Raw genomic sequence first — 21,444 nt, forward strand, 5'->3', positions numbered from 1 at the left:
AATCGTATTTCTATCAAGTGTATTAGTATAATAGAAGTTTTAAATCATACAAAATGAAAGGAGAATGAGGAATATGAACAGTGAACAAGTGTTACAAGTAACAAAAACAGATTTATTAGGATCATTAGGTGGAGCGGTAGTATTAACATCATTTATTTTATTCCTTGCAAATGTATTAGTATGAGACATATAAATACAATCATTCAAAAAAAATAAAGACTCTAGCATATTAGTAAGTAGTTAATATGTTGGGGTCTTTTTTGTTTTCCTCTCCTATATACCTTCAAGTATTAATATTCCCTCCGTAATGTAAAGAGAAAAAAGTCGAATTTTATATGTAAGAAAAAAAGAGGAATTTGACAGAAAAGATAGAAAATTTTAAAGGTCAGGAATTGTTAGCTTGCTAACTAATTTCTATTAATTGATGTTGGAAGCGTTTTCGGTTGGTTTTAAGTATGGACCATTTAATCTATTTACAGGGGGATGAGGATTTTATGAAACAAAAATCTATGGATACGCTAGCTGCACAAATGGAGGACTTTTTTCCGGTACGTGATGTAGATCATTTGGAATTTTACGTAGGAAATGCAAAGCAATCAAGTTATTACCTTGCGAGAGCATTCGGTTTCAAAATTGTGGCTTACTCTGGATTAGAAACTGGTAACCGTGAAAAGGTATCTTATGTTCTTGTGCAAAAAAATATGCGTTTTGTTGTGTCTGGAGCTTTAAGTAGCGATAATCGTATCGCAGAATTTGTAAAGACACATGGTGATGGTGTAAAAGATGTTGCTTTACTTGTTGACGATGTTGACAAAGCATACTCGGAAGCTGTGAAACGTGGTGCCGTCGCGATTGCTCCACCTGTGGAATTAACAGACGAGAACGGTACATTGAAAAAAGCAGTTATTGGTACGTATGGTGATACAATTCACACGCTTGTAGAGCGTAAAAATTATAAAGGAACATTTATGCCAGGATTCCAACAGGTGGAGTTTAATATTCCGTTTGAAGAGTCAGGTTTAATTGCTGTAGACCACGTAGTTGGTAATGTTGAGAAAATGGAAGAATGGGTTAGCTATTATGAGAATGTTATGGGCTTTAAACAAATGATTCATTTTGATGATGACGATATTAGTACAGAGTATTCAGCATTAATGTCGAAAGTTATGACAAATGGAAGTCGTATTAAGTTCCCTATTAACGAGCCAGCAGATGGCAAGAGAAAATCGCAGATTCAAGAATATCTAGAATTCTATAATGGAGCAGGTGTACAACATCTTGCTTTATTAACAAGCGATATCGTTAAAACAGTGGAAGCGCTTCGTGAAAATGGCGTGGAGTTTTTAGATACACCTGATACTTATTATGATGAGTTAAGTGCGCGAGTTGGGAAAATTGATGAAGAAATTGATAGGTTAAAAGAATTAAAGATTTTAGTAGATCGCGATGAGGAAGGATACTTACTACAAATCTTTACGAAACCAATTGTAGATCGTCCAACTTTATTTATTGAAATTATTCAACGTAAAGGTTCTCGCGGATTTGGAGAAGGGAACTTTAAAGCATTATTTGAATCAATTGAAAGAGAACAGGAACGTCGCGGAAACTTATAAGATTTGTATCCACCAGCAAAAGTCTCTTTGCTGGTGGAAATTTCATTTTTATAGGGAGGAATCATGATGAAATTTGTTACATTTCGTCTTCCTTCGAAAGAAATGCGAGCTGGATGGCTTGAAGGTGACAAAGTAATTGATATGAATCTTGCTAGTGATGGGAAATTACCTTCTTCTATGTTCGCCTTTTTAGAGAAAGCGGATGAGTATGTAGAAGTATTGCGTAATATGGAAAGTCCGGAAAAGGGTATATATTCCTTAGAGGAAGTGCAATTAGCGGCAGCAATTCCTAATCCGAGTAGTATTCGGGATTTTTACGCGTTTGAACAGCATGTAAAAACGGCCCGCGGCCGGAGAGGGCTAGAGGTTGTACCTGAATGGTACGATATCCCGGTTTTTTATTTTACGAACCATCGTGCTGTAATTGGTCCGGGTGATTTTGTAATTGGTCCGAAGAAATCTAAAAAGCTTGATTATGAGTTAGAAATCGCTTGTGTAATTGGGAAAGAAGGAAGAAATATTTCTCGTGAGCAAGCAGAGGAATACATTTTTGGTTATTGTATTATGAACGACTGGAGTGCAAGGGACCTACAAGCAACAGAAATGAAGGTAGGACTTGGTCCAGCAAAAGGAAAAGATTTTGCAACTTCATTAGGAGCGCACCTTGTTACGAAAGATGAATTAGATGTTTATCGTAACGGTGACCGTTATGAGTTAGAGATGACTGCTCATGTAAATGGAAAGCTACTATCAAAGGGGAGCTTCCAAGATATTTACTATACATTTGCTGAAATGATTGAACGTGCTTCGGAAGACGTTACGTTATATCCAGGCGATGTGATTGGTTCTGGGACAGTAGGAACAGGTTGTGTTTTAGAGCTGGGTACGGAAGAGTGGCTGCAAGATGGGGATGTTGTAGAACTTACGATTACTGGTTTAGGTACGTTACGTAATACGGTCAAAAAAGAAATGGAAGCAGGTGATGGGCATGTTTTATCGTCACATGGGGGAGCTACCTCATAAACGACATGTACAATTCCGTAAAAAAGATGGTTCGCTTTATCGCGAACAGGTAATGGGAACGAAAGGTTTTTCTGGTACGCAATCTATTTTGTACCATCATTATATGCCAACGGAAGTAGGTCATGCGGCATTATCTCATTCTTGTCAGTTGCAGTATGAAGAAGATGTAGCTCTTGCTCATCGTCATTTTCGCACAAAAGAAAATAAAAAAACTGGCGATGCAGTAAGCGGAAGGAATTTTATGCTTGGGAATGAGGATTTATTAATTGGAGTAGTGGCTCCAACAGAAAAAATGGACTATTTCTACCGTAATGGTGATGGTGATGAAATGTTATTTGTTCATTACGGAACAGGGAAAATTGAAACGATGTTTGGAACGATTCACTATCGAAAAGGTGATTATGTAACAATCCCAATTGGAACGATTTATCGTGTTATTCCAGATGAAGGAGAGACTAAATTTCTTGTTGTAGAGGCAAATAGTCAAATCACAACGCCGCATCGCTATCGGAATGAATATGGACAATTGTTAGAGCATAGTCCGTTTTGTGAGAGAGATATTCGTGGTCCTGAAAAATTAGAGACGTATGATGAAAAAGGTGAGTTTGTCGTAATGACAAAGTCGCGAGGGTATATGCATAAACATGTTTTAGGGCACCATCCGTTAGATGTTGTTGGTTGGGATGGCTATTTATATCCGTGGGTCTTTAATGTAGAGGACTTTGAACCAATCACGGGTCGTATTCATCAGCCACCTCCAGTACATCAAACGTTCGAAGGTCACAATTTTGTTATTTGCTCTTTCGTACCACGTTTATACGACTATCATCCAGAATCTATTCCGGCACCATATTATCATAGTAACGTGAATAGTGATGAAGTACTGTACTATGTAGAAGGAAACTTTATGAGCCGGAAAGGTGTGGAAGAAGGTTCTATTACACTTCATCCGAGCGGAATTCCTCATGGGCCGCATCCTGGGAAAACAGAGGGAAGTATAGGGAAGAAAGAAACACTTGAACTAGCTGTTATGATAGACACGTTCCGTCCGCTTCGTATTGTAAAGCAAGCACATGAGGCGGAAGATGAAAAATATATGTATAGCTGGATTGAAGAAGGTTCACATACTGTGAAATAGGTAAAAAGAGGCATGCTCAATAAGTGAGCATGCCTCTTTTATGGAATCGACATGTATAATAATACCAAAAAAAAATACGGAAAGATATATATAAACAACGATAAGGATATTGTATGTTCCGAAAGATTTCTACTTATTTCGACAAAAGTATTGACTAGGAAAAGTGCAATAAGTAAAATAAAAAAGCAAATTAAAAATTTTCAGAAAATTTAAAACTTGGAGGAGCGTGCTATGAAGCAAATTTTTCAAAAGAAGCCTATTGCAAAGTTGATGCAAGAGAGTAAGCAAAAGACGTTAGCTAGAACATTGGGCGCACTGGATTTAACTATGCTTGGAATCGGGGCAATTGTTGGAACAGGTATTTTTGTTCTAACGGGCGTGGTAGCAGCAAAACATTCTGGACCAGCTATTATATTATCATTTGCGATAGCCGCGTTAGCCTGTGCCTTTGCTGCATTTTGTTATGCTGAATTCGCTTCTTCAGTTCCTGTCTCAGGCAGTGTGTATACGTACACATATGCGACGATGGGAGAGGTATTCGCATTTTTAATTGGATGGGACTTAATGCTTGAGTATTTACTCGCCACATCTGCTGTAGCAAACGGTTGGTCCGCTTATTTTCAATCTTTATTAAAGGGATTTGGGATCCATATTCCTACCATTCTCTCCTCGGCCCCTGGTACAGGAAAGGGTGGAATAATTGATTTGCCTGCGGTTCTAATTATTTTAGTGATGACAGTTCTTTTATCTAGAGGTGTTCGTGAAAGTGCACGAATAAACAACATTATGGTGTTTATTAAATTAGCGGTTGTTCTCATATTTATTTTTGCTGGTTTTAATTATGTAAAACCTGAAAATTGGACACCTTTTATGCCATTTGGCTTAGATGGTGTAATGGCTGGAGCTGCTACAGTGTTTTTTGCATTCATAGGATTTGATGCGGTTTCAACGGCAGCAGAAGAAGTGAAACGTCCACAACGTGATTTACCAATTGGCATTATTGCATCTTTATTAATTTGTACGGTTCTTTATATTGTTGTTTCACTTATTTTGACAGGAATTGTTCCATACGGACAGTTAAATATATCAGATCCAGTTGCTTTTGCACTTCAATTTATTGGACAAGATAGTTTAGCGGGAGTAATTTCAGTAGGAGCAATTACAGGAATCACAACAGTAATGTTAGTTATGATGTATGGGCAAGTACGTGTTTCGTATGCAATGAGTAGAGATGGATTATTGCCGAAGCGCCTTGCTAAAGTCCATCCAAAATTTAAAACACCATTTTTAAATACATGGACAACAGGAATTATTGCAGCACTTATTTCAGGATTAATAGATTTAAATGTGTTAGCGCATCTTGTAAATATGGGGACTTTATCAGCCTTTGCACTTGTAGCTGTTGCTGTTATTGTAATGAGAAGAACTCATCCTGATTTACCAAGAGCATTTAAGGCACCGCTTGTACCATTTTTACCAGCATTAACGGTGATTTTTTGTTTATATTTAATGCTTCAGTTATCCGGAACTGCTTGGATTAGTTTTGGGGTGTGGATGGTTATCGGTATTGCGGTTTACTTCTTATATAGCCGAAAACATAGTGCTTTAAATAATAGTAAAGACGAAGAAGATGCAGCAAATTTATAAGTTGAAAAATCCATTCTAATTCTGTTAGGATGGATTTTTTGTTCTGAAAATTTACATTTTTCTGATTGTATATATAATATAATTGTTGGGTAACTGAGGGGGGAATGTATGAAAAATACGTGGCGTGAGTTAAGGGCGATGGACCGAAACATATGGATTCGGTTTATTGGCGAAACGTTAAATGGAATTGCAATGATGATGTTGATGCCTTTTTTTGCACTATATTTAAAAGATAAGGTGGATTCGTTATTGGAAGTAGGGGTTATTATGGCACTTTCTCCGATTGCCGCAAGTTTCGGTTCGCTTCTTGGTGGGAGGATTGCTGATATATATGGAAGAAAGCCAATAATGATCTTTTCAATGGTAAGTAATGCTTTGTTCATGCTAGGTTTTTTATTTATAGAAGGATTTATTTCTTATGCTATTTTATCTATTTTTTTAGGGCTCAGTAATTCATTATTCCATCCCGCTGCATCAGCAATGGTTGCGGATGTAACAGCACCGGAAAAAAGAACCGAGGCATACGGTTTATTGCGGATGGGATATAATATTGGCGCCGCAATTGGGCCGATAATGGGGGCAGCGGTAGTGGTGCTTTCAAAAAATATTGTGTTTATTATTGCTTCATCTACAATGCTGTTTTATGCGCTAATTGTGTTATTTCTTATTCAAGAAACGATGCCGAAAGTGACGGATGAAAATCCAGAGAATAAAGGTGAAAAAACAGTAGCAATTTGGAAAATTGTATTTCGAGACAAAGTGTTAATGATTTATTTATTAGCAGGTATCATTATTTCGATGGGATTTTCTCAAACAGAAGGCATGTTGCCGCTGCACTTTGATAATGAAATGAAAGGCATTTTTGGAACTAACAATCCATATCCATATTTAATGGCTTTAAATGGACTATTAGTTGTGTTGTTCCAATTTCCAATTTCAAAATGGGCCACAGATAAACCTGTCGGAAAGACGATGTTATATGGTGCATGTTTGTTCGGGATTGGTTTGTTCTTTATCGGATGGTTACCGAAGTGGTTTGGAGAATTTGATGCAAATGCTACGATTATTTTAATAACGTTGCTGTTCGTTTATGCCATATATACGCTAGGTGAGATGATTATGTCGCCTGTACAGATGACGTTTGTAGCGAATTTGGCTCCTGAGCATTTGAGAGGGACTTATATGGGAGCTGCAAGTTTGCAGTGGATTACAGGAGGTGCACTAGGTCCACTTCTTGGAGGTTTTTTATTAGATCGATTACTTGGCCACTTTTTATTTACAATTTTAGCAGTAGGATGTGTAGTTGCAGGTATTGTATATGTTTCTTTAGATCGTCTCGTTGAACAAAGGCAAAAGGGCACGCTGACCAAACAATCTTCTTAATAAGTAGATGACATACACAAAAAGGGGATTTCTACATATTTTAGGTACATAACTAGATTGGGTTGCAATTTTATCCCGCTATTTGTGAACAGTAAGACTTCCACCTTAAAATTCGGCGGGAGATAACTGTCAGATTGGTGCGGGCTGATAATTAGTGGGGGTGGCCTCTCGTTAATTAAAGTTTCACTTTATTTTAGAATTTAATTTTGTATATTTATGAAGAAAGTTAAGTAGAAAAAGTATAGAAAACCAATAAGTGGTGTCATTTAATTATTTGTGGAAGTTACATTTTATTTCAAATAGGAACTACCTATTTTTATAAAAAGTGCTAAAATAGAAAAATGAAAACAATTGGTTAGGGTGATTTCAGTGACAAAAATTAAATTAGGTTTATTATATGGTGGAAAATCAGCTGAGCATCAAGTTTCGCTACAAACGGCTCTTGCTGCTATTAAAGCATTAAATCAAGATAAATTCGAGATTCATCCAATTTATATTACAGAACAAGGTCAATGGGTGCGCGGTGAGCGTATTGAAGGTGAAGTAACAGATGTTGAAGTTCTAAAAATGAGCGGCGCAGAAAATGCGATTTCTCCGTTATCATTAAGCACAGAAATCATTCCATTTGCAGCTTCTGAGGAAAATGCTATCGACGTTATTTTCCCATTATTACATGGACCAAATGGTGAAGATGGAACGGTTCAAGGATTATTAGAATTAATGAACATTCCTTATGTAGGAAATGGTGTTCTAGCATCAGCTGCTGGTATGGATAAAGTTGTTATGAAAAACATCTTTGCAGAAGCTGGATTGAAACAAGCGAAATATGCATCGTTTATTCGTAGTGTATGGGAAAAAGATCGTGAGACAGCATATGAAAAAGTAGAAGAAGTTTTAGGATATCCTTGCTTCGTAAAACCAGCAAACCTTGGTTCAAGTGTTGGTATTAATAAGTGTAAAAATCGTGAAGAACTTGAGAATGCATTTGAAGAGGCATTCCAATTTGACCGTAAAATTATTGTAGAAGAAAATATCGTTGGACGTGAAGTAGAAGTTGGTGTACTAGGTAATGATGAACCGAAATGTTCAGTTGTAGGTGAAATTGTACCGAAAAAGGACTTCTATGATTATAAGTCGAAATATATCGATGGTGATACAGCGTTAATTATTCCAGCTGAAATGACAGGAGAAGAGTCTAATGTTATTAAGCGAGATGCGATTATTGCATTCCAATCATTAGATGGTGCTGGCTTAACAAGAGCTGATTTCTTCTTAACGAAAGATGGAGAAGTATATATTAACGAAGTGAATACGATGCCAGGATTTACGCCGTTTAGTATGTTCCCTCTATTATGGCAACATACTGGATTACCGTATCCAGAATTAATTGAAGAGCTAATTCGTTTAGCGATTGAGCGTCACGAAGAAAAACAAAAAATTAAATATACAATCTAACAAAAAAGGAGGAGGCACTATTCGCAGGAATAGTGCTTCCTCTATGTAAGGAGTGTTTTCATGATAAATCGACCGTTAAAACAAGTAGAACAGATGGTAAATGGTACGGGATTAGCAGAGCAATATGAGGGAATTACTATACAAGGTGTGTCTATTGATACGAGAAAAATTGAAAAGGGAAACTTATATGTTCCGATTCAAGGTGAACGTTTCGATGGACATGCTTTTGTAGATAAAGCCGTTGAAAATGGAGCTGTGGCGACATTATGGATGAAAGATGTAGCAAATCCACCTGAGAATCTTCCCGTTATTTTTGTAGAAGACACGCTATCGGCATTACAAATGTTAGCGAAAAACTATCGCGATCAATTGGATGTGAAAGTTATTGGTGTGACAGGTAGTAACGGTAAAACATCTACAAAAGATATTGTAACAAGTCTTCTTGCAACTAAATTCAAAGTTCAAAAAACAGAAGGTAATTTTAATAACCATATCGGGTTACCTCTTACTATTTTAAACTTAGAAGAAAATACAGAAGTAGCTGTATTAGAAATGGGTATGTCAAGTCGAGGGGAAATTGAATTCTTATCTAAGTTAGCACGTCCAAATGCAGCTATCATTACGAACATTGGTGAGGCGCATTTAATGGACTTAGGCTCTCGTGAGGCAATTGCTGAAGCGAAATTGGAAATTGTGACAGGATTACAAGAAGGTGGAGTATTCGTATATAACGGAGATGAGCCATTATTAACAAATCGTGTTCCTGAAATGAATTTAATAGCTGAAACAGTTACGTTTGGTGATGCTAGAGCAAATGATTACTATCCAACGACTGTAACACTACAGGCAACTGGAACACACTTTAAAATGAATAGAGAAGAAAATATTTCATTCTACTTACCAGTATTAGGAAAACACAATGTGTACAATACGCTTGCTTCAATGGCAATTGCGAAACATTTTGGTGTAACGTGGGAAGAGATGAAAGAAGGTTTAGTAACACTTCAAATGACAGGCATGCGTATGGAAATTGTAAAAACAAATAGTGGATTAACAATTATCAATGATGCTTATAATGCAAGTCCGACAGCTATGGAAGCAGCATTCCACTTAATGAACGGTTTAGATGGATTTGCTAAGAAGATTGTTGTACTCGGTGATATGTTAGAGCTTGGAAGTCAAGAAGTACAGTTTCATTATGAAGTCGGTAAATTAATCGATCCAGCAAAAATCTCATATGTGTTCACATATGGTAGATTAGGGGCTCAAATTGCTGAAGGAGCAAAAATAAATTTCCCTAATGAACGTGTAAAGGCGTATGATAATAAAGAAGAGTTAGTAAACGAGTTGCAAGCAGTAGTCGATGTGAAAGATGTTGTATTAGTAAAAGCATCTCGAGGCATGAAATTGGAAGAAGTAATTACGATGTTGAAATAATTGGTGTATATAAATAGGGATGATAGATGTGAAAATAGAAGAAACTTATAATAAGCGCTTACAGTAAATATAAAAAAATAAAAGTGAAGAAAAAAACTCTGAATATGAAAATAAGGTAACAGTTGGGTTTGCTTTTTACACATACAAAACTTATAATTGATAAAGTGTAATAACGTTTAGAAGTATTTTCGCGAAGAATATACGCCCGTTTATATACGTGAGCATTCAGGAAAAGGGCTTTTCCGCAAATTCGGAAAACGCCTTTTTTTAAATGATAAGTATAGGATAGAAAAGGAGAAGTAACATTGACAACATTTCGAGAATTAGGATTAAGTGAGTCTTTACTACAATCTGTTGAAAGTATGGGCTTTGAAGAGGCTACGCCGATTCAAGCTGAAACAATTCCACATGCATTGCAAGGTAAGGATATTATTGGGCAAGCGCAAACAGGTACAGGGAAAACAGCAGCATTCGGATTACCACTATTAGATAAAGTGGATACAAATAAAGAAGCAGTTCAAGGTATTGTTATCGCGCCAACGCGTGAATTAGCAATTCAAGTTGGAGAAGAGCTGTACAAAATTGGTAAACATAAACGCGTTCGTATTTTACCAATCTATGGTGGTCAAGATATTAACCGCCAAATTCGTGCTCTAAAAAAACACCCACACATTATTGTTGGTACGCCGGGTCGTATTTTAGATCATATTAACCGTAAAACACTTCGCTTACAAAACGTAGAGACAGTTGTTCTTGACGAAGCGGATGAAATGTTAAACATGGGCTTCATTGAAGATATTGAAGCGATTTTAACAGATGTGCCAGAAACACATCAAACATTATTATTCTCAGCGACAATGCCAGATCCAATCCGTCGTATTGCTGAGCGTTTCATGACTGAGCCTCAACACATTAAAGTAAAAGCAAAAGAAGTAACAATGCCAAACATTCAGCAGTTCTATTTAGAAGTGCAAGAAAAGAAAAAGTTTGACGTGTTAACACGCTTACTAGATATTCAATCTCCAGAGCTTGCAATCGTATTCGGTCGTACAAAGCGTCGTGTTGATGAATTATCAGAAGCATTAAACTTACGTGGTTATGCAGCAGAAGGTATTCACGGTGACTTAACACAGGCGAAGCGTATGTCTGTATTACGTAAATTTAAAGAAGGTGCTATTGAAGTTCTTGTTGCAACAGACGTTGCTGCACGTGGTCTTGATATTTCAGGCGTAACACATGTATACAACTTCGATATCCCACAAGATCCAGAATCATACGTTCACCGTATCGGTCGTACTGGCCGTGCAGGTAAAAAAGGTATTGCAATGTTATTTGTAACACCACGTGAATCAGGACAATTAAAAAATATCGAGCGCACAACAAAACGTAAAGTTGATCGTATGGAAGCTCCGACACTTGACGAGGCATTAGAAGGTCAACAACGTTTAATCGCTGAAAAACTTCAAAGCACAATTGAAAATGATAATTTATCATACTACAAGCGTATTGCAGAAGAAATGTTAGAAGAGAATGATTCTGTAACAGTAGTAGCTGCTGCTTTAAAAATGATGACTAAAGAGCCAGATACAACTCCAATCGCTTTAACATCAGAACCACCAGTTGTTTCAAGAGGTGGCGGTTCTAAAAAACGCGGCGGTAACGGAGGCGGATACCGTGATGGTAACCGTAATCGTAGTCGTGACGGACGCGGCGGTGGCGATGGTCGTAACCGTGATCGCAATCGTGATGGACGCGGTGGTGGCGATGGCCGTAACCGTGATCGTAATCGTGATGGTGGTAGCCGTGGTCGTAAAGGTGAAGGTCAAGGTCGTCCTGGATCTTCAAATGGACGTGGCGAAAGAAAGCATCATAGCCGTCCACAAGCTTAATAAAAAAAAGAGAATGCCTTTTGCTGGCATTCTCTTTTTTTATTTCTGTAATTGTACATACTACATAATAACTTGTGTAGAAAAGAGGTGCTACATGCTTGTAAGGCTTGGGTATGTTGCGATGAGTGTGCATTTGAAGAACGCATCTCCATCTCAAACGATGACATATGCACAGTTTCAACGAATTGATGATCGGGAGGCTGCGATTCGTAAACTCGAAAGAATCGCTAATTCGAATTTGGAAAATTGCTTGCGGTTATTAAAGCATAATAAGGGACATGATATATCTTTCTTTCGACTTAGTTCTAAGCTTATTCCTTTAGCGAATCATGAGGAGTTGTTAGAGTGGAACTATATTCGTCCATTAAAAGAAAGTTTAAAAGTGCTAGGTGAATACGCAATTCGTATGAATATGCGAATTGATTTCCATCCGGATCACTTTGTTGTATTAAATTCACCGGAGGAAAGTATTTTTAAACAGTCAGTAAAAACTTTGCAGATGCACAAAAAATTGTTAAAAGGTATGGGAATTGAACATAAGCAACGATGTGTATTACATGTTGGCGGAGGATATAAAGATAAAGAGCTTGCATTAGAGCGTTTTATAGAAAATTGGTCTAACGTTCCAAGGGGTATTCAAGAAATGATCATGTTAGAAAATGATGATACAACCTTTACGCTAGAGGAAACATTGTATTTAGGAGAAAAATTAGACATTCCGGTCGTGTTTGATTTGCATCATCATATGATGAACAATGAACGAGAAGATTGGCATGAAGATTGGGCGCGTGTTGTTCATACGTGGGAAACATCTTTGTTACCAGTTAAAATGCATATCTCCAGTCCTAGAGATGAGAAAGACCCGAGGGCACACGCAGATTTTATTGATGTTGATGCATTCTTATCTTTTTTAAGAAGGATAAAGGGAAGTGTTGGGCAAATTAATTGTATGATTGAGGCGAAGAAGAAGGATGAGTCTTTATTTCAACTCATGAGAGACTTAAGCAAACAAATAGATGTGGAAATTATCGATGGTGCGAGCTTTTACATTAAATAAGCTCAGCACCATCGAATTTTTTTGTTAATAAAGGAGTACAAATACCACCAATGATCAATCCTGTTAAATGGCTTATAGGATTAGCAGAGGGATTGAAGAAAGTGAATAGTAGTAATATACATATCATGATTGAAAAAATAGCAATGTCTCTTGGATTGGAAGAACGATATCGACTATACAATAGAAATAATTGTGCACCTAGCAATCCGAAAATACCACCAGATGCTCCAGCATGAATATATTCAAGGGGCATAATGAGATAAGAAGAAATATTTCCAAGAATGCCAGAAAGGAAAAAAATAATGATGAAAGAAAAGTGCCCTAGTTGTTTTTCAATAGAAGAGCCAAGTACAAATAAACAAATACTATTAGAAAGGAAATGTTGTAAGTCTACATGTACAAGTAAGGAAGTTATGAGACGCCACCATTCTCCTTTAGCGATATATTCATTGTAGGATGCCATGGGAAAGAGAAAAAAGTCGCCTAACATAATCATGACTAATTGTATGAGAAGTAAAGTGATGACGATTGGTTGTAAGGAAATGCGGACAGAAGGTATTAGCATGTTGTGAGTATCACTCCTTTTGCATCAGAAAGATTCTCTGTTATTCTTACAATATGAAAAAAGAAAGCTAAATAGAAGAAGGGGATTTTGAAATGATTGTAGGGATTGGAATCGATATTATTGAATTGAATCGAATTGAAAAAATGCTAGATGGAAAACTTAAATTTATGGAGCGTATTTTAACTGAAAGTGAACGTAATGTTGCTAAGGAGCTGAAGGGAAGCCGCCTTACAGAGTTTGTAGCTGGAAGATTTGCAGCGAAAGAGGCGTATTCAAAAGCGGTAGGAACTGGTATTGGAAAAGAAGTAAGTTTTTTAGATATTGAAGTAAGGAATGATGATAGAGGTAAGCCGATTCTCGTTACAAGTACAGAGCATATTGTTCATTTATCAATTAGTCATAGTAAGGAATTTGCTGTTGCTCAAGTTGTTTTAGAAAGCTCGTCACGCTAGTCTGCATATTTTATATCTTTGTCTCATATATTTGAGGTAGCGATAAGGAAGGTACATCTTCCATTCATTTATAGGGGCAAAGGGGCTGAAGTGATGAAAAGGCGTCTGTTTTTAGTTCTTGTCGGTTTATTAACCGTTTTTGTGTTGGCGGGTTGTATGGAAAAGAAACAAGATGATGTTGTGAGAGATTTAGAGGCGAAAGTCAAAGGGATGAAAAGTTATCAAGCTGAAGCAAAATTATCTATTAAAACAGGGAATGAGCCTCAGGAGTATAAGGTAGAAATATGGCATAAGGAACCTTCTTTTTATCGTGTGAATTTGCAGAATGCGAAAAAAGATCAAAGTCAAATTATATTAAGAAATGAAGAAGGGGTATTTGTATTAACGCCAGCGCTTAATAAAAGTTTCCGTTTCCAAAGTGATTGGCCGCAAAATAGTAGCCAGGCTTATTTATATGAATCCCTTGTGAGAGATATTTTACAGGATAAGAAAAACCTTACTTTTGAAAAAACAGATAAGTATTATATTTTTAAAACAAAAACAAACTATCAACATCAAAACATGTTGCCGAAACAAGAGATTACATTGAAGAAAAGTGATTTAACGCCCGTTTCGGTGAAGTTAATGGATAATGATCAAAATGTTCTTGTGAAAGTAGATTTCTCAAAAGTGAAATTTGATGCGAAATTTGATAAAGGTGCATTTGATACGAAACAAAATATGTCTAGAGCGCAAGTAGATGTTCAAACAACAGCGAAAGAAGACAAACCATTTGCTATTTTGTATCCGCGTGATACGCCGCAAGGTATGGTTTTGAAAGATGAAAAAGAGTTGAAGACAGACAGTGGCAAGCGTGCGATACTCACATACACTGGAAGTAAGAAATCCTTTACTTTGATACAAGAAAAGGCAAAAGTTGCAGAGGCTTCGTCAGCGATAAGTGTGAGCGGAGAATTGGTTGATCTTGGCTTTACAATTGGGGCATTGACGAAAGATTCTTTAACGTGGTCGCATAACGGAGTAGAATATATGCTCGTGTCTAAAGGTTTAGAGCCGAAGGAGCTGTTAATGGTTGCTCGTTCAGTTACAGAGAAGCAAGTGAAGTAAACTTCTTAGACGTGGTGATATATGTGCACCACGTCTTTTCTTAGTTTGAAGGGTGGATTTCATAAAAGAAGCATATAAAAGAATAAGCTTCGCATATCGTGTATAAGGAAGTGTATTTATGGAAGAAGCACCATTTTACCGTGACACTTGGGTGGAAGTGGATTTAGATGCGATCTATAACAATATTACACACATTAAAGATTTCATTCCAAGTGATGTAGAGATTTTTGCTGTAGTTAAAGCGAATGCATATGGACACGATTATGTACCGGTAGCTAAAACGGCATTAGAAGCAGGGGCGACAAGGTTAGCGGTTGCCTTTTTAGATGAAGCTCTAGTGCTTCGAAGGGCTGGTATTACTGTACCGATTTTAGTGTTAGGTCCTTCCCCGCCTCGTGATGTCAATGTAGCTGCTGAAAATGATGTAGCGTTAACTGTTTTTCAAAAAGAGTGGGTGGATGAAGCAATCAAACTTTGGGATGGTTCATCTACAATGAAATACCATATTAATTTCGATAGTGGCATGGGGAGAATTGGAATACGCGAACGAAAAGAATTAAAAGGATTTTTAAAGAGTTTAGAAGGTGCACCATTTTTAGAATTAGAAGGAGTTTATACACATTTTGCAACAGCGGATGAGGTGGAGACTTCTTACTTTGATAAGCAATATAACACATTTTTGCAGCAGTTAAGTTGGTTGAAAGAGTTCGGAGTGGATCCTAAGTTTGTCCATACAGCTAATAGTGCTGCAACGCTACGTTTTCAAGGGATTACATTTAATGCAGTACGAATTGGTATTGCGATGTATGGGTTATCCCCATCTGTAGAAATACGCCCTTTTTTACCGTTTAAATTAGAGCCAGCGCTATCGTTGCATACGAAAGTTGCTCATATTAAACAGGTGATTAAAGGGGATGGAATCAGTTATAACGTCACTTATCGAACGAAAACGGAAGAATGGATTGCAACCGTTGCAATTGGATATGCAGATGGATGGCTTAGAAGATTGCAAGGATTTGAAGTGCTTATAAATGGTAAAAGGGTACCGATTGTAGGTCGAGTAACAATGGATCAATTCATGATACATCTTCCTTGTGAAGTGCCGCTTGGTACGAAAGTTACACTCATTGGAAGACAAGGTGATGAGTATATTAGTGCTACTGAGGTTGCTGAATACTCCGGGACCATTAATTATGAGGTTATTGCCACGATAAGTTTCCGTGTGCCGAGAATATTTATACGGAACGGCAAGGTTGTAGAGGTAATTAATTATTTGAATAATATATAGAAGGTAGTATGTTTTGCTTCTTGTCATTTGAGAGGACTGTTCATTGGTTAAGAATAAGCTCATTTTTGATGAGAAGCTTTGTACTTATAGTTACTTTTAACATAATGTAACGTGAATTTTGCGGAGAAACTCTTTCGCTTCTTGTTTGTAATGAGATAAAAAATAAAAGAATATGAATGTTTTGTTTGTGAATTGGAAAACATAAGCAAGGAATAAGGAAGTCTTTGCAACAGGCTCCATACAATGGTATTATTACAATAGGTGTCATATATATATTTGGGTGTGTAGTTGACGGTGGAGGTGTATTTTTGTGTCCGAATCAAGTGTAACTACTGAAATCGTGGTTCGGTTGCCAAAGCAAATGGTAACGGAATTGGACGGAATTGGAAAACAAGAGAATAAGAATCGCCATGAACTAATTTGCCAGGCAACACAACTGTTATTGCGTCAACATAAGACGAAGAAACGCTACCAACATGAATCAATGCGACGTGGGTACATTGAAATGGGAAAAATTAATCTTGGTATTGCATCTGAAGCTTTCTTAGCAGAGTATGAAGCAGCTCATACAGTAGAACGCTTAGTTAGCGGGGGGTAATATTTTGATTGTAAAACGCGGCGACGTGTATTTTGCAGACCTTTCCCCAGTTGTTGGTTCTGAGCAAGGAGGCGTTCGTCCGGTTCTTGTCATTCAAAATGACATCGGAAATCGTTTTAGTCCAACGGTGATTGTAGCGGCTATTACTGCACAGATTCAAAAAGCTAAATTACCCACTCATGTGGAAATTGATGCGAAAAAGTACGGTTTTGAGAGAGATTCTGTTATTTTACTTGAGCAGATTCGAACAATCGATAAGCAGCGCTTAACGGACAAAATCACTCACTTAGATGAAGTGATGATGATTCGTGTAGATGAAGCGCTACAAATTAGTTTAGGACTAATAGATTTTTAAATCGGCAGTTTAAGTTGCTCTCTTTACAGGGCAACTTTTTTTTATTATAGAGGAGGTTACGGTTGTATATGGAAATGGTAGATAATCGACAAGCGTTAATGAAAATGTTAGTGAAGGAATTAGGCTTTACCGAAAAGCAAGTTCGTCATGTTATTCAATTAACAGAAGAAGGTAACACAGTTCCATTTATTGCTCGTTACCGAAAAGAATGGACAGGCTCTTTAGATGAAGTGCAAATTCGTGCAATTTTAGAGAGATGGCAATATATGATGCAGCTTGAAGATAGGAAAGAAGAGGTTCTTCGTCTTATTGATGAGAAGGGGAAGTTGACAGAAGAGTTACGTCAGCAAATTGTTAAAGCTGCAAAGTTGCAAGAAGTAGAAGATTTATATCGTCCATATAAAGAGAAAAGAAGAACGAAAGCAACGATTGCGAAAGAAAAAGGATTAGAGCCGTTAGCTGAATGGTTATTGTTATATAAGAAAGAAGATCCAAATCAAAAGGCAGTGGAGTTTATTAACGCAGAGAAAGAAGTACAGTCTGCAGAAGAGGCATTGCAAGGTGCCCAAGACATTATTGCAGAAATCGTTTCAGATGAAGCGGCGTATCGTAGTTGGATTCGAAATGTTACTTTTAGAAAAGGTGTTATGTCTTCGTCCGTAAAAGATGAAGAGAAAGATGAAAAGAATATATATGAAATGTATTACAGTTATGAAGAACCGTTGCAGAAGGTAGTACCGCATCGTGTATTAGCGATGAATCGCGGTGAGAAAGAAGATATATTGAGAGTTTCTGTTGTTCCACCAGTAGATGAGATAGTAACTTTCTTATATAAGAAAGTAATTCGTGATAACGATTCTAAAAGTGCACATTATGTAAAGTTGGCGATTGAGGATGGTTATAAACGATTAATTCAATCCTCTATTGAAAGAGAGCTTCGAAAAGAATTAACAGAAACAGCTGAGGAACAAGCGATACATATTTTCTCTGAGAACTTACGTAATTTGTTATTACAACCTCCAATGAAAGGGAAGGTTGTGTTGGCTGTAGACCCTGCATATAGAACGGGTTGTAAATTATCTATTGTAGACGATACGGGGAAAGTTCTATATATTGATGTTATTTATCCACATCCACCAGTGCGTAAATATGAAGATGCAAAAACGAAAGTTCTTTCTATTATAGATAAATATCAAGTTGAAGTGATTGCGATTGGGAATGGTACGGCTTCTAGAGAATCAGAAGAATTTATAGTTGATGTATTACAAAATGTGAAACAAGAAGTCTTCTATATTATTGTGAACGAGGCTGGTGCGAGTGTGTATTCGGCTTCTGATTTAGCGCGTGAGGAATTCCCGGATTTACAGGTTGAAGAAAGAAGTGCGGTTTCTATCGGCAGACGTCTGCAAGATCCACTTGCTGAACTTGTAAAGATTGACCCTAAATCAGTTGGGGTTGGACAATATCAACATGATGTATCGCAAAAGAGGTTGAATGAATCATTAACGTTTGTAGTAGAGACGGCAGTTAACCAAGTCGGTGTGAATGTAAATACAGCTTCAGTTGCTTTATTACAATATGTTTCGGGTTTATCGAAAACTGTTGCGAAAAATATTGTGGCAAAGCGTGAAGAAGAAGGGAAATTTACAAAACGAACAGACTTAAAGAAAATACCGCGTCTAGGTGCCAAGACATATGAACAATGTATAGGTTTCTTACGTATATTAGAAGGGGCGAATCCGTTAGATAGAACGGGTATTCATCCAGAACAATATAAAAATGTTGAATTGTTATTGAAGAGTCTAGGATTATCAAAAGGTGACGTAGGGCAGCCGCAGTTGCAAAAGAGCTTAGAAGAAGTGGAGATTTCTAAGTTATCGGAAGAAACGGGAGTCGGGGAGCCAACGTTAGTTGATATTATAGATGCACTCATTAGTCCAGAGCGAGACATGAGAGATGAGTTGCCTAAACCGCTTCTGAAAAAAGGGATTTTGAAATTAGAAGATTTAAAACGTGGTATGGAACTGGAAGGGACAGTTCGTAACGTTGTTGATTTTGGTGCTTTTGTTGATGTAGGTGTAAAACAAGATGGTTTAGTACATATTTCTAAACTAAGCAAACAGTATGTGAAGCATCCATTAGATATTGTATCTGTCGGACAAATCGTCAAAGTATGGGTAGATGATATTGATACGAAAAAAGGTCGCGTTGCACTATCTATGTTGCCGATTGAATAGTAAGAGAAGAGAGCAGATGAAACTGCTCTTTTTTTATGGGATAAAATGTGTAATGGATTATGAGCTTTGATGTATTTTGCTATAATAAAACCAGCATTCATTTAGTAATTTAATTTGATACCGGTTTTTTTCGAAATATGCGCGTTGCATTTGTTTTTTTAGCCACGTAGGCATAGGAATCCCTCCTTGTTTAATCCTACTCTCAAAAATGTAAGGTACTATTGATGAGAGGTTGGTGAGTGGATTTCTATTTATGCTATGTTTTTAGAAACCACGCTTCTTGAATGAGGATGGGTATATGTACTATTTAATATATGTATAAGGGAGGAGAAAAGTGTAAAAATATTTTTTAGTTTAGGAGGAATGAGAGTGGATGAGCAAGAAATACAGCGTCTGGTGGAGGAAGTATCACTACAATACTTCGGAATGCCATTTTTACATAAAGCTATGTTTAATAGTAGGTTGCGTACAACTGGTGGACGTTATCTATTGAGTACAAACAATATTGAACTGAATTATCGATATTACGAAATGTATGGGAAAGAAGAGTTAGTCGGAATCATTAAACATGAGCTTTGTCATTATCACTTACATATTACGGGAAGAGGCTATAAGCACCGGGATAGAGATTTTCGTGAACTGTTAAAAGAAGTTGATGCGCCACGCTTCTGTAAACGAATAATTAATGAAGAGAAAGAAAAAAAGGTTTATACGTATGAATGTATGGGCTGTTTGCTTCAATATGTAAGAAGACGTCAAATAAATACAAAAAGATATGTCTGCGGAAAGTGTAAAGGGAAACTGAAGCTGATAAAGAAAACATCTTGACAGTGAAAACGCAATCCAGTATATTATAAACATGTCACGTGTGTACAAGATGCTGTGAAAAAACATCTTGACTTACGATGAGAAATTTTATAAGATACAAATTGTCTTTATTATTCCGCAGTAGCTCAGTGGTAGAGCTATCGGCTGTTAACCGATCGGTCGTAGGTTCGAGTCCTACCTGCGGAGCCATACAGAGAAGTACCCAAGTGGCTCAAGGGGCTCCCCTGCTAAGGGAGTAGATCGCTAACGCGGTGCGAGGGTTCGAATCCCTTCTTCTCTGCCATATATACTGGCCCGTTGGTCAAGTGGTTAAGACACCGCCCTTTCACGGCGGTAACACGGGTTCGAATCCCGTACGGGTCACCACTTCGGAGGATTAGCTCAGCTGGGAGAGCACCTGCCTTACAAGCAGGGGGTCGGCGGTTCGATCCCGTCATCCTCCACCATATAAATTATATAAGTAGTATCATCGCGGGGTGGAGCAGCACGGTAGCTCGTCGGGCTCATAACCCGAAGGTCGCAGGTTCAAATCCTGTCCCCGCAACCAAATGGTCCCGTGGTGTAGTGGTTAACATGCCTGCCTGTCACGCAGGAGATCGCCGGTTCGACCCCGGTCGGGACCGCCATTTTAACTTCTGCTATTTGGCAGTTGTTTTTTATTGGACATTATGTTACAATAACTTTTGTCTTTGGAAAGAAGATAAACATTTCGATGGGCTATAGCCAAGCGGTAAGGCAACGGACTTTGACTCCGTCATGCGCTGGTTCGAATCCAGCTAGCCCAGCCATTTACGAGCCATTAGCTCAGTTGGTAGAGCATCTGACTTTTAATCAGAGGGTCGAAGGTTCGAATCCTTCATGGCTCACTTTTGTTTTTTCCGCGCGGTCGTGGCGGAACGGCAGACGCGCTAGGTTGAGGGCCTAGTGGGGGAAACCCCGTGGAGGTTCAAGTCCTCTCGGCCGCATCAAAAATCTTTTTTTAAAAAAGTACTTGCATTTGAAAATGTAGTATGATAAGATAATTGAGTCGCCAAAATACAACGACGAAAAAACATCATGAATAAGCGCCCGTAGCTCAATTGGATAGAGCGTTTGACTACGGATCAAGAGGTTAGGGGTTCGACTCCTCTCGGGCGCGCCATAACGGGAAGTGGCTCAGCTTGGTAGAGCACCTGGTTTGGGACCAGGGGGTCGCAGGTTCAAATCCTGTCTTCCCGACCACGCGGGTGTAGTTTAGTGGTAAAACAAGAGCCTTCCAAGCTCTGGTCGAGAGTTCGATTCTCTTCACCCGCTTTTAGTTCTTTGAAAACTGAACGAAACAAACAACGTGAAACGTCAATTTTTATTTTTAGATGCTAGACAAACTAACTTT

General features: G+C 37.8%; 19 protein-coding genes and 12 tRNA genes. 29 read left to right on the top strand and 2 right to left on the bottom strand.

All coding sequences use genetic code 11. The annotated features are described in order from the left end of the window. The first annotated feature begins 73 nt into the window (after nucleotides 1-73). The 10 genes from KVT31_RS25075 to uvsE all read left to right on the top strand — a co-directional run bounded on the left by KVT31_RS25075 (nucleotide 74) and on the right by uvsE (nucleotide 12,642). Nucleotides 74-184, top strand: a complete 111-nt coding sequence (locus KVT31_RS25075) for a DUF3948 family protein (protein WP_001083700.1) — start codon at nucleotides 74-76, stop codon at nucleotides 182-184. A 310-nt stretch (nucleotides 185-494) separates the two neighbouring features. Next, nucleotides 495-1,613, top strand: coding sequence for a 4-hydroxyphenylpyruvate dioxygenase (gene hppD / locus KVT31_RS25080; RefSeq protein ID WP_000810916.1), 1,119 nt, complete (start codon nucleotides 495-497; stop codon nucleotides 1,611-1,613). A gap of 66 nt (nucleotides 1,614-1,679) precedes the next feature. Further along, nucleotides 1,680-2,636: a fumarylacetoacetate hydrolase family protein gene (locus tag KVT31_RS25085; protein WP_088094889.1), complete on the top strand. Its 957-nt coding sequence runs from the start codon at nucleotides 1,680-1,682 to the stop codon at nucleotides 2,634-2,636. After that, nucleotides 2,602-3,774 (top strand): homogentisate 1,2-dioxygenase, encoded by a 1,173-nt coding sequence (locus KVT31_RS25090; RefSeq protein WP_088094888.1) that lies wholly within the window; start codon nucleotides 2,602-2,604, stop codon nucleotides 3,772-3,774. Before KVT31_RS25085 ends, KVT31_RS25090 begins: the two co-directional genes overlap by 35 nt. 231 nt (nucleotides 3,775-4,005) lie before the next feature. Further along, nucleotides 4,006-5,421, top strand: a complete 1,416-nt coding sequence (gene bcaP, locus KVT31_RS25095; protein WP_000809356.1) for a branched-chain amino acid transporter BcaP — start codon at nucleotides 4,006-4,008, stop codon at nucleotides 5,419-5,421. A gap of 108 nt (nucleotides 5,422-5,529) precedes the next feature. Further along, a complete protein-coding gene (locus KVT31_RS25100) occupies nucleotides 5,530-6,804 on the top strand; it encodes an MDR family MFS transporter (protein WP_088094887.1) in 1,275 nt (424 codons plus the stop codon). A gap of 369 nt (nucleotides 6,805-7,173) precedes the next feature. Further along, nucleotides 7,174-8,259 (top strand): D-alanine--D-alanine ligase, encoded by a 1,086-nt coding sequence (locus KVT31_RS25105; RefSeq protein ID WP_088094886.1) that lies wholly within the window; start codon nucleotides 7,174-7,176, stop codon nucleotides 8,257-8,259. A gap of 60 nt (nucleotides 8,260-8,319) precedes the next feature. Beyond that, a complete protein-coding gene (murF, locus tag KVT31_RS25110; protein ID WP_088094885.1) occupies nucleotides 8,320-9,696 on the top strand; it encodes a UDP-N-acetylmuramoyl-tripeptide--D-alanyl-D-alanine ligase in 1,377 nt (458 codons plus the stop codon). A 305-nt stretch (nucleotides 9,697-10,001) separates the two neighbouring features. Then, entirely contained in the window at nucleotides 10,002-11,585 is a 1,584-nt protein-coding gene (cshA, locus tag KVT31_RS25115; RefSeq protein ID WP_088094884.1) for a degradosome RNA helicase CshA, read from the top strand. 94 nt (nucleotides 11,586-11,679) lie between these two features. Further along, nucleotides 11,680-12,642: a UV DNA damage repair endonuclease UvsE gene (gene uvsE / locus KVT31_RS25120; RefSeq protein ID WP_088094883.1), complete on the top strand. Its 963-nt coding sequence runs from the start codon at nucleotides 11,680-11,682 to the stop codon at nucleotides 12,640-12,642. Here uvsE and KVT31_RS25125 read toward each other — a convergent pair. Continuing rightward, nucleotides 12,635-13,207, bottom strand: a complete 573-nt coding sequence (locus KVT31_RS25125; RefSeq protein WP_088094882.1) for a rhomboid family intramembrane serine protease — start codon at nucleotides 13,205-13,207, stop codon at nucleotides 12,635-12,637. The genes uvsE and KVT31_RS25125 overlap by 8 nt on opposite strands. 92 nt (nucleotides 13,208-13,299) lie before the next feature. Between KVT31_RS25125 and acpS the strand changes: the two genes are divergently transcribed. From acpS to KVT31_RS25155, 6 genes are all read left to right on the top strand, one after another. Beyond that, nucleotides 13,300-13,659 (top strand): holo-ACP synthase, encoded by a 360-nt coding sequence (gene acpS / locus KVT31_RS25130; RefSeq protein ID WP_000635044.1) that lies wholly within the window; start codon nucleotides 13,300-13,302, stop codon nucleotides 13,657-13,659. Nucleotides 13,660-13,815: 156 nt separating this feature from the next. Then, nucleotides 13,816-14,766 (top strand): LolA family protein, encoded by a 951-nt coding sequence (locus KVT31_RS25135; RefSeq protein WP_002096914.1) that lies wholly within the window; start codon nucleotides 13,816-13,818, stop codon nucleotides 14,764-14,766. 118 nt (nucleotides 14,767-14,884) lie between these two features. Then, the gene (gene alr / locus KVT31_RS25140; protein ID WP_088094881.1) at nucleotides 14,885-16,054 is read left to right on the top strand and encodes an alanine racemase; all 1,170 of its coding nucleotides are present in this window, start codon (nucleotides 14,885-14,887) and stop codon (nucleotides 16,052-16,054) included. Between the two features lie 310 nt (nucleotides 16,055-16,364). Further along, nucleotides 16,365-16,652 (top strand): antitoxin EndoAI, encoded by a 288-nt coding sequence (locus KVT31_RS25145; protein ID WP_000004570.1) that lies wholly within the window; start codon nucleotides 16,365-16,367, stop codon nucleotides 16,650-16,652. A gap of 4 nt (nucleotides 16,653-16,656) precedes the next feature. Beyond that, nucleotides 16,657-17,007: a type II toxin-antitoxin system endoribonuclease NdoA gene (ndoA, locus tag KVT31_RS25150; protein WP_000635963.1), complete on the top strand. Its 351-nt coding sequence runs from the start codon at nucleotides 16,657-16,659 to the stop codon at nucleotides 17,005-17,007. A 68-nt stretch (nucleotides 17,008-17,075) separates the two neighbouring features. Beyond that, on the top strand, nucleotides 17,076-19,244 hold the full coding sequence (locus tag KVT31_RS25155) for a Tex family protein (RefSeq protein WP_140392317.1): 2,169 nt from the start codon (nucleotides 17,076-17,078) through the stop codon (nucleotides 19,242-19,244). 57 nt (nucleotides 19,245-19,301) lie between these two features. On the opposite strand, the gene cmpA is transcribed toward KVT31_RS25155, so the two are convergent. After that, the gene (gene cmpA / locus KVT31_RS25160) at nucleotides 19,302-19,418 is read right to left on the bottom strand and encodes a cortex morphogenetic protein CmpA (protein WP_001143642.1); all 117 of its coding nucleotides are present in this window, start codon (nucleotides 19,416-19,418) and stop codon (nucleotides 19,302-19,304) included. Nucleotides 19,419-19,613: 195 nt separating this feature from the next. On the opposite strand from cmpA, the gene KVT31_RS25165 reads away from it, so the two are divergent. The 13 genes from KVT31_RS25165 (at nucleotide 19,614) to KVT31_RS25225 (ending at nucleotide 21,365) form a co-directional block, all read left to right on the top strand. Further along, a complete protein-coding gene (locus KVT31_RS25165) occupies nucleotides 19,614-20,072 on the top strand; it encodes a SprT family protein (RefSeq protein WP_088094879.1) in 459 nt (152 codons plus the stop codon). Nucleotides 20,073-20,186: 114 nt separating this feature from the next. After that, a tRNA-Asn gene (locus KVT31_RS25170) sits at nucleotides 20,187-20,261 on the top strand. Nucleotides 20,262-20,264: 3 nt separating this feature from the next. After that, nucleotides 20,265-20,355 (top strand) — tRNA-Ser (locus tag KVT31_RS25175). Between the two features lie 8 nt (nucleotides 20,356-20,363). Further along, nucleotides 20,364-20,438 (top strand) — tRNA-Glu (locus KVT31_RS25180). A 4-nt stretch (nucleotides 20,439-20,442) separates the two neighbouring features. Further along, a tRNA-Val gene (locus tag KVT31_RS25185) sits at nucleotides 20,443-20,518 on the top strand. A 24-nt stretch (nucleotides 20,519-20,542) separates the two neighbouring features. After that, nucleotides 20,543-20,619, top strand: a tRNA-Met gene (locus KVT31_RS25190). A gap of 3 nt (nucleotides 20,620-20,622) precedes the next feature. After that, a tRNA-Asp gene (locus tag KVT31_RS25195) sits at nucleotides 20,623-20,698 on the top strand. A gap of 87 nt (nucleotides 20,699-20,785) precedes the next feature. Continuing rightward, a tRNA-Gln gene (locus KVT31_RS25200) sits at nucleotides 20,786-20,860 on the top strand. Between the two features lie 5 nt (nucleotides 20,861-20,865). Next, nucleotides 20,866-20,938, top strand: a tRNA-Lys gene (locus KVT31_RS25205). A gap of 16 nt (nucleotides 20,939-20,954) precedes the next feature. Then, nucleotides 20,955-21,037: transfer RNA gene (locus KVT31_RS25210), tRNA-Leu, on the top strand. 99 nt (nucleotides 21,038-21,136) lie between these two features. Further along, nucleotides 21,137-21,213, top strand: a tRNA-Arg gene (locus KVT31_RS25215). A 3-nt stretch (nucleotides 21,214-21,216) separates the two neighbouring features. Continuing rightward, nucleotides 21,217-21,293: transfer RNA gene (locus tag KVT31_RS25220), tRNA-Pro, on the top strand. Between the two features lies 1 nt (nucleotide 21,294). Further along, nucleotides 21,295-21,365, top strand: a tRNA-Gly gene (locus KVT31_RS25225). Nucleotides 21,366-21,444 lie beyond the last annotated feature (79 nt).

Origin of the sequence: Bacillus sp. GbtcB14 (assembly GCF_019091205.1) — a bacterium.
In the GTDB taxonomy this organism is placed as follows: Bacteria; Bacillota; Bacilli; order Bacillales; family Bacillaceae_G; genus Bacillus_A; species Bacillus_A cereus_AG.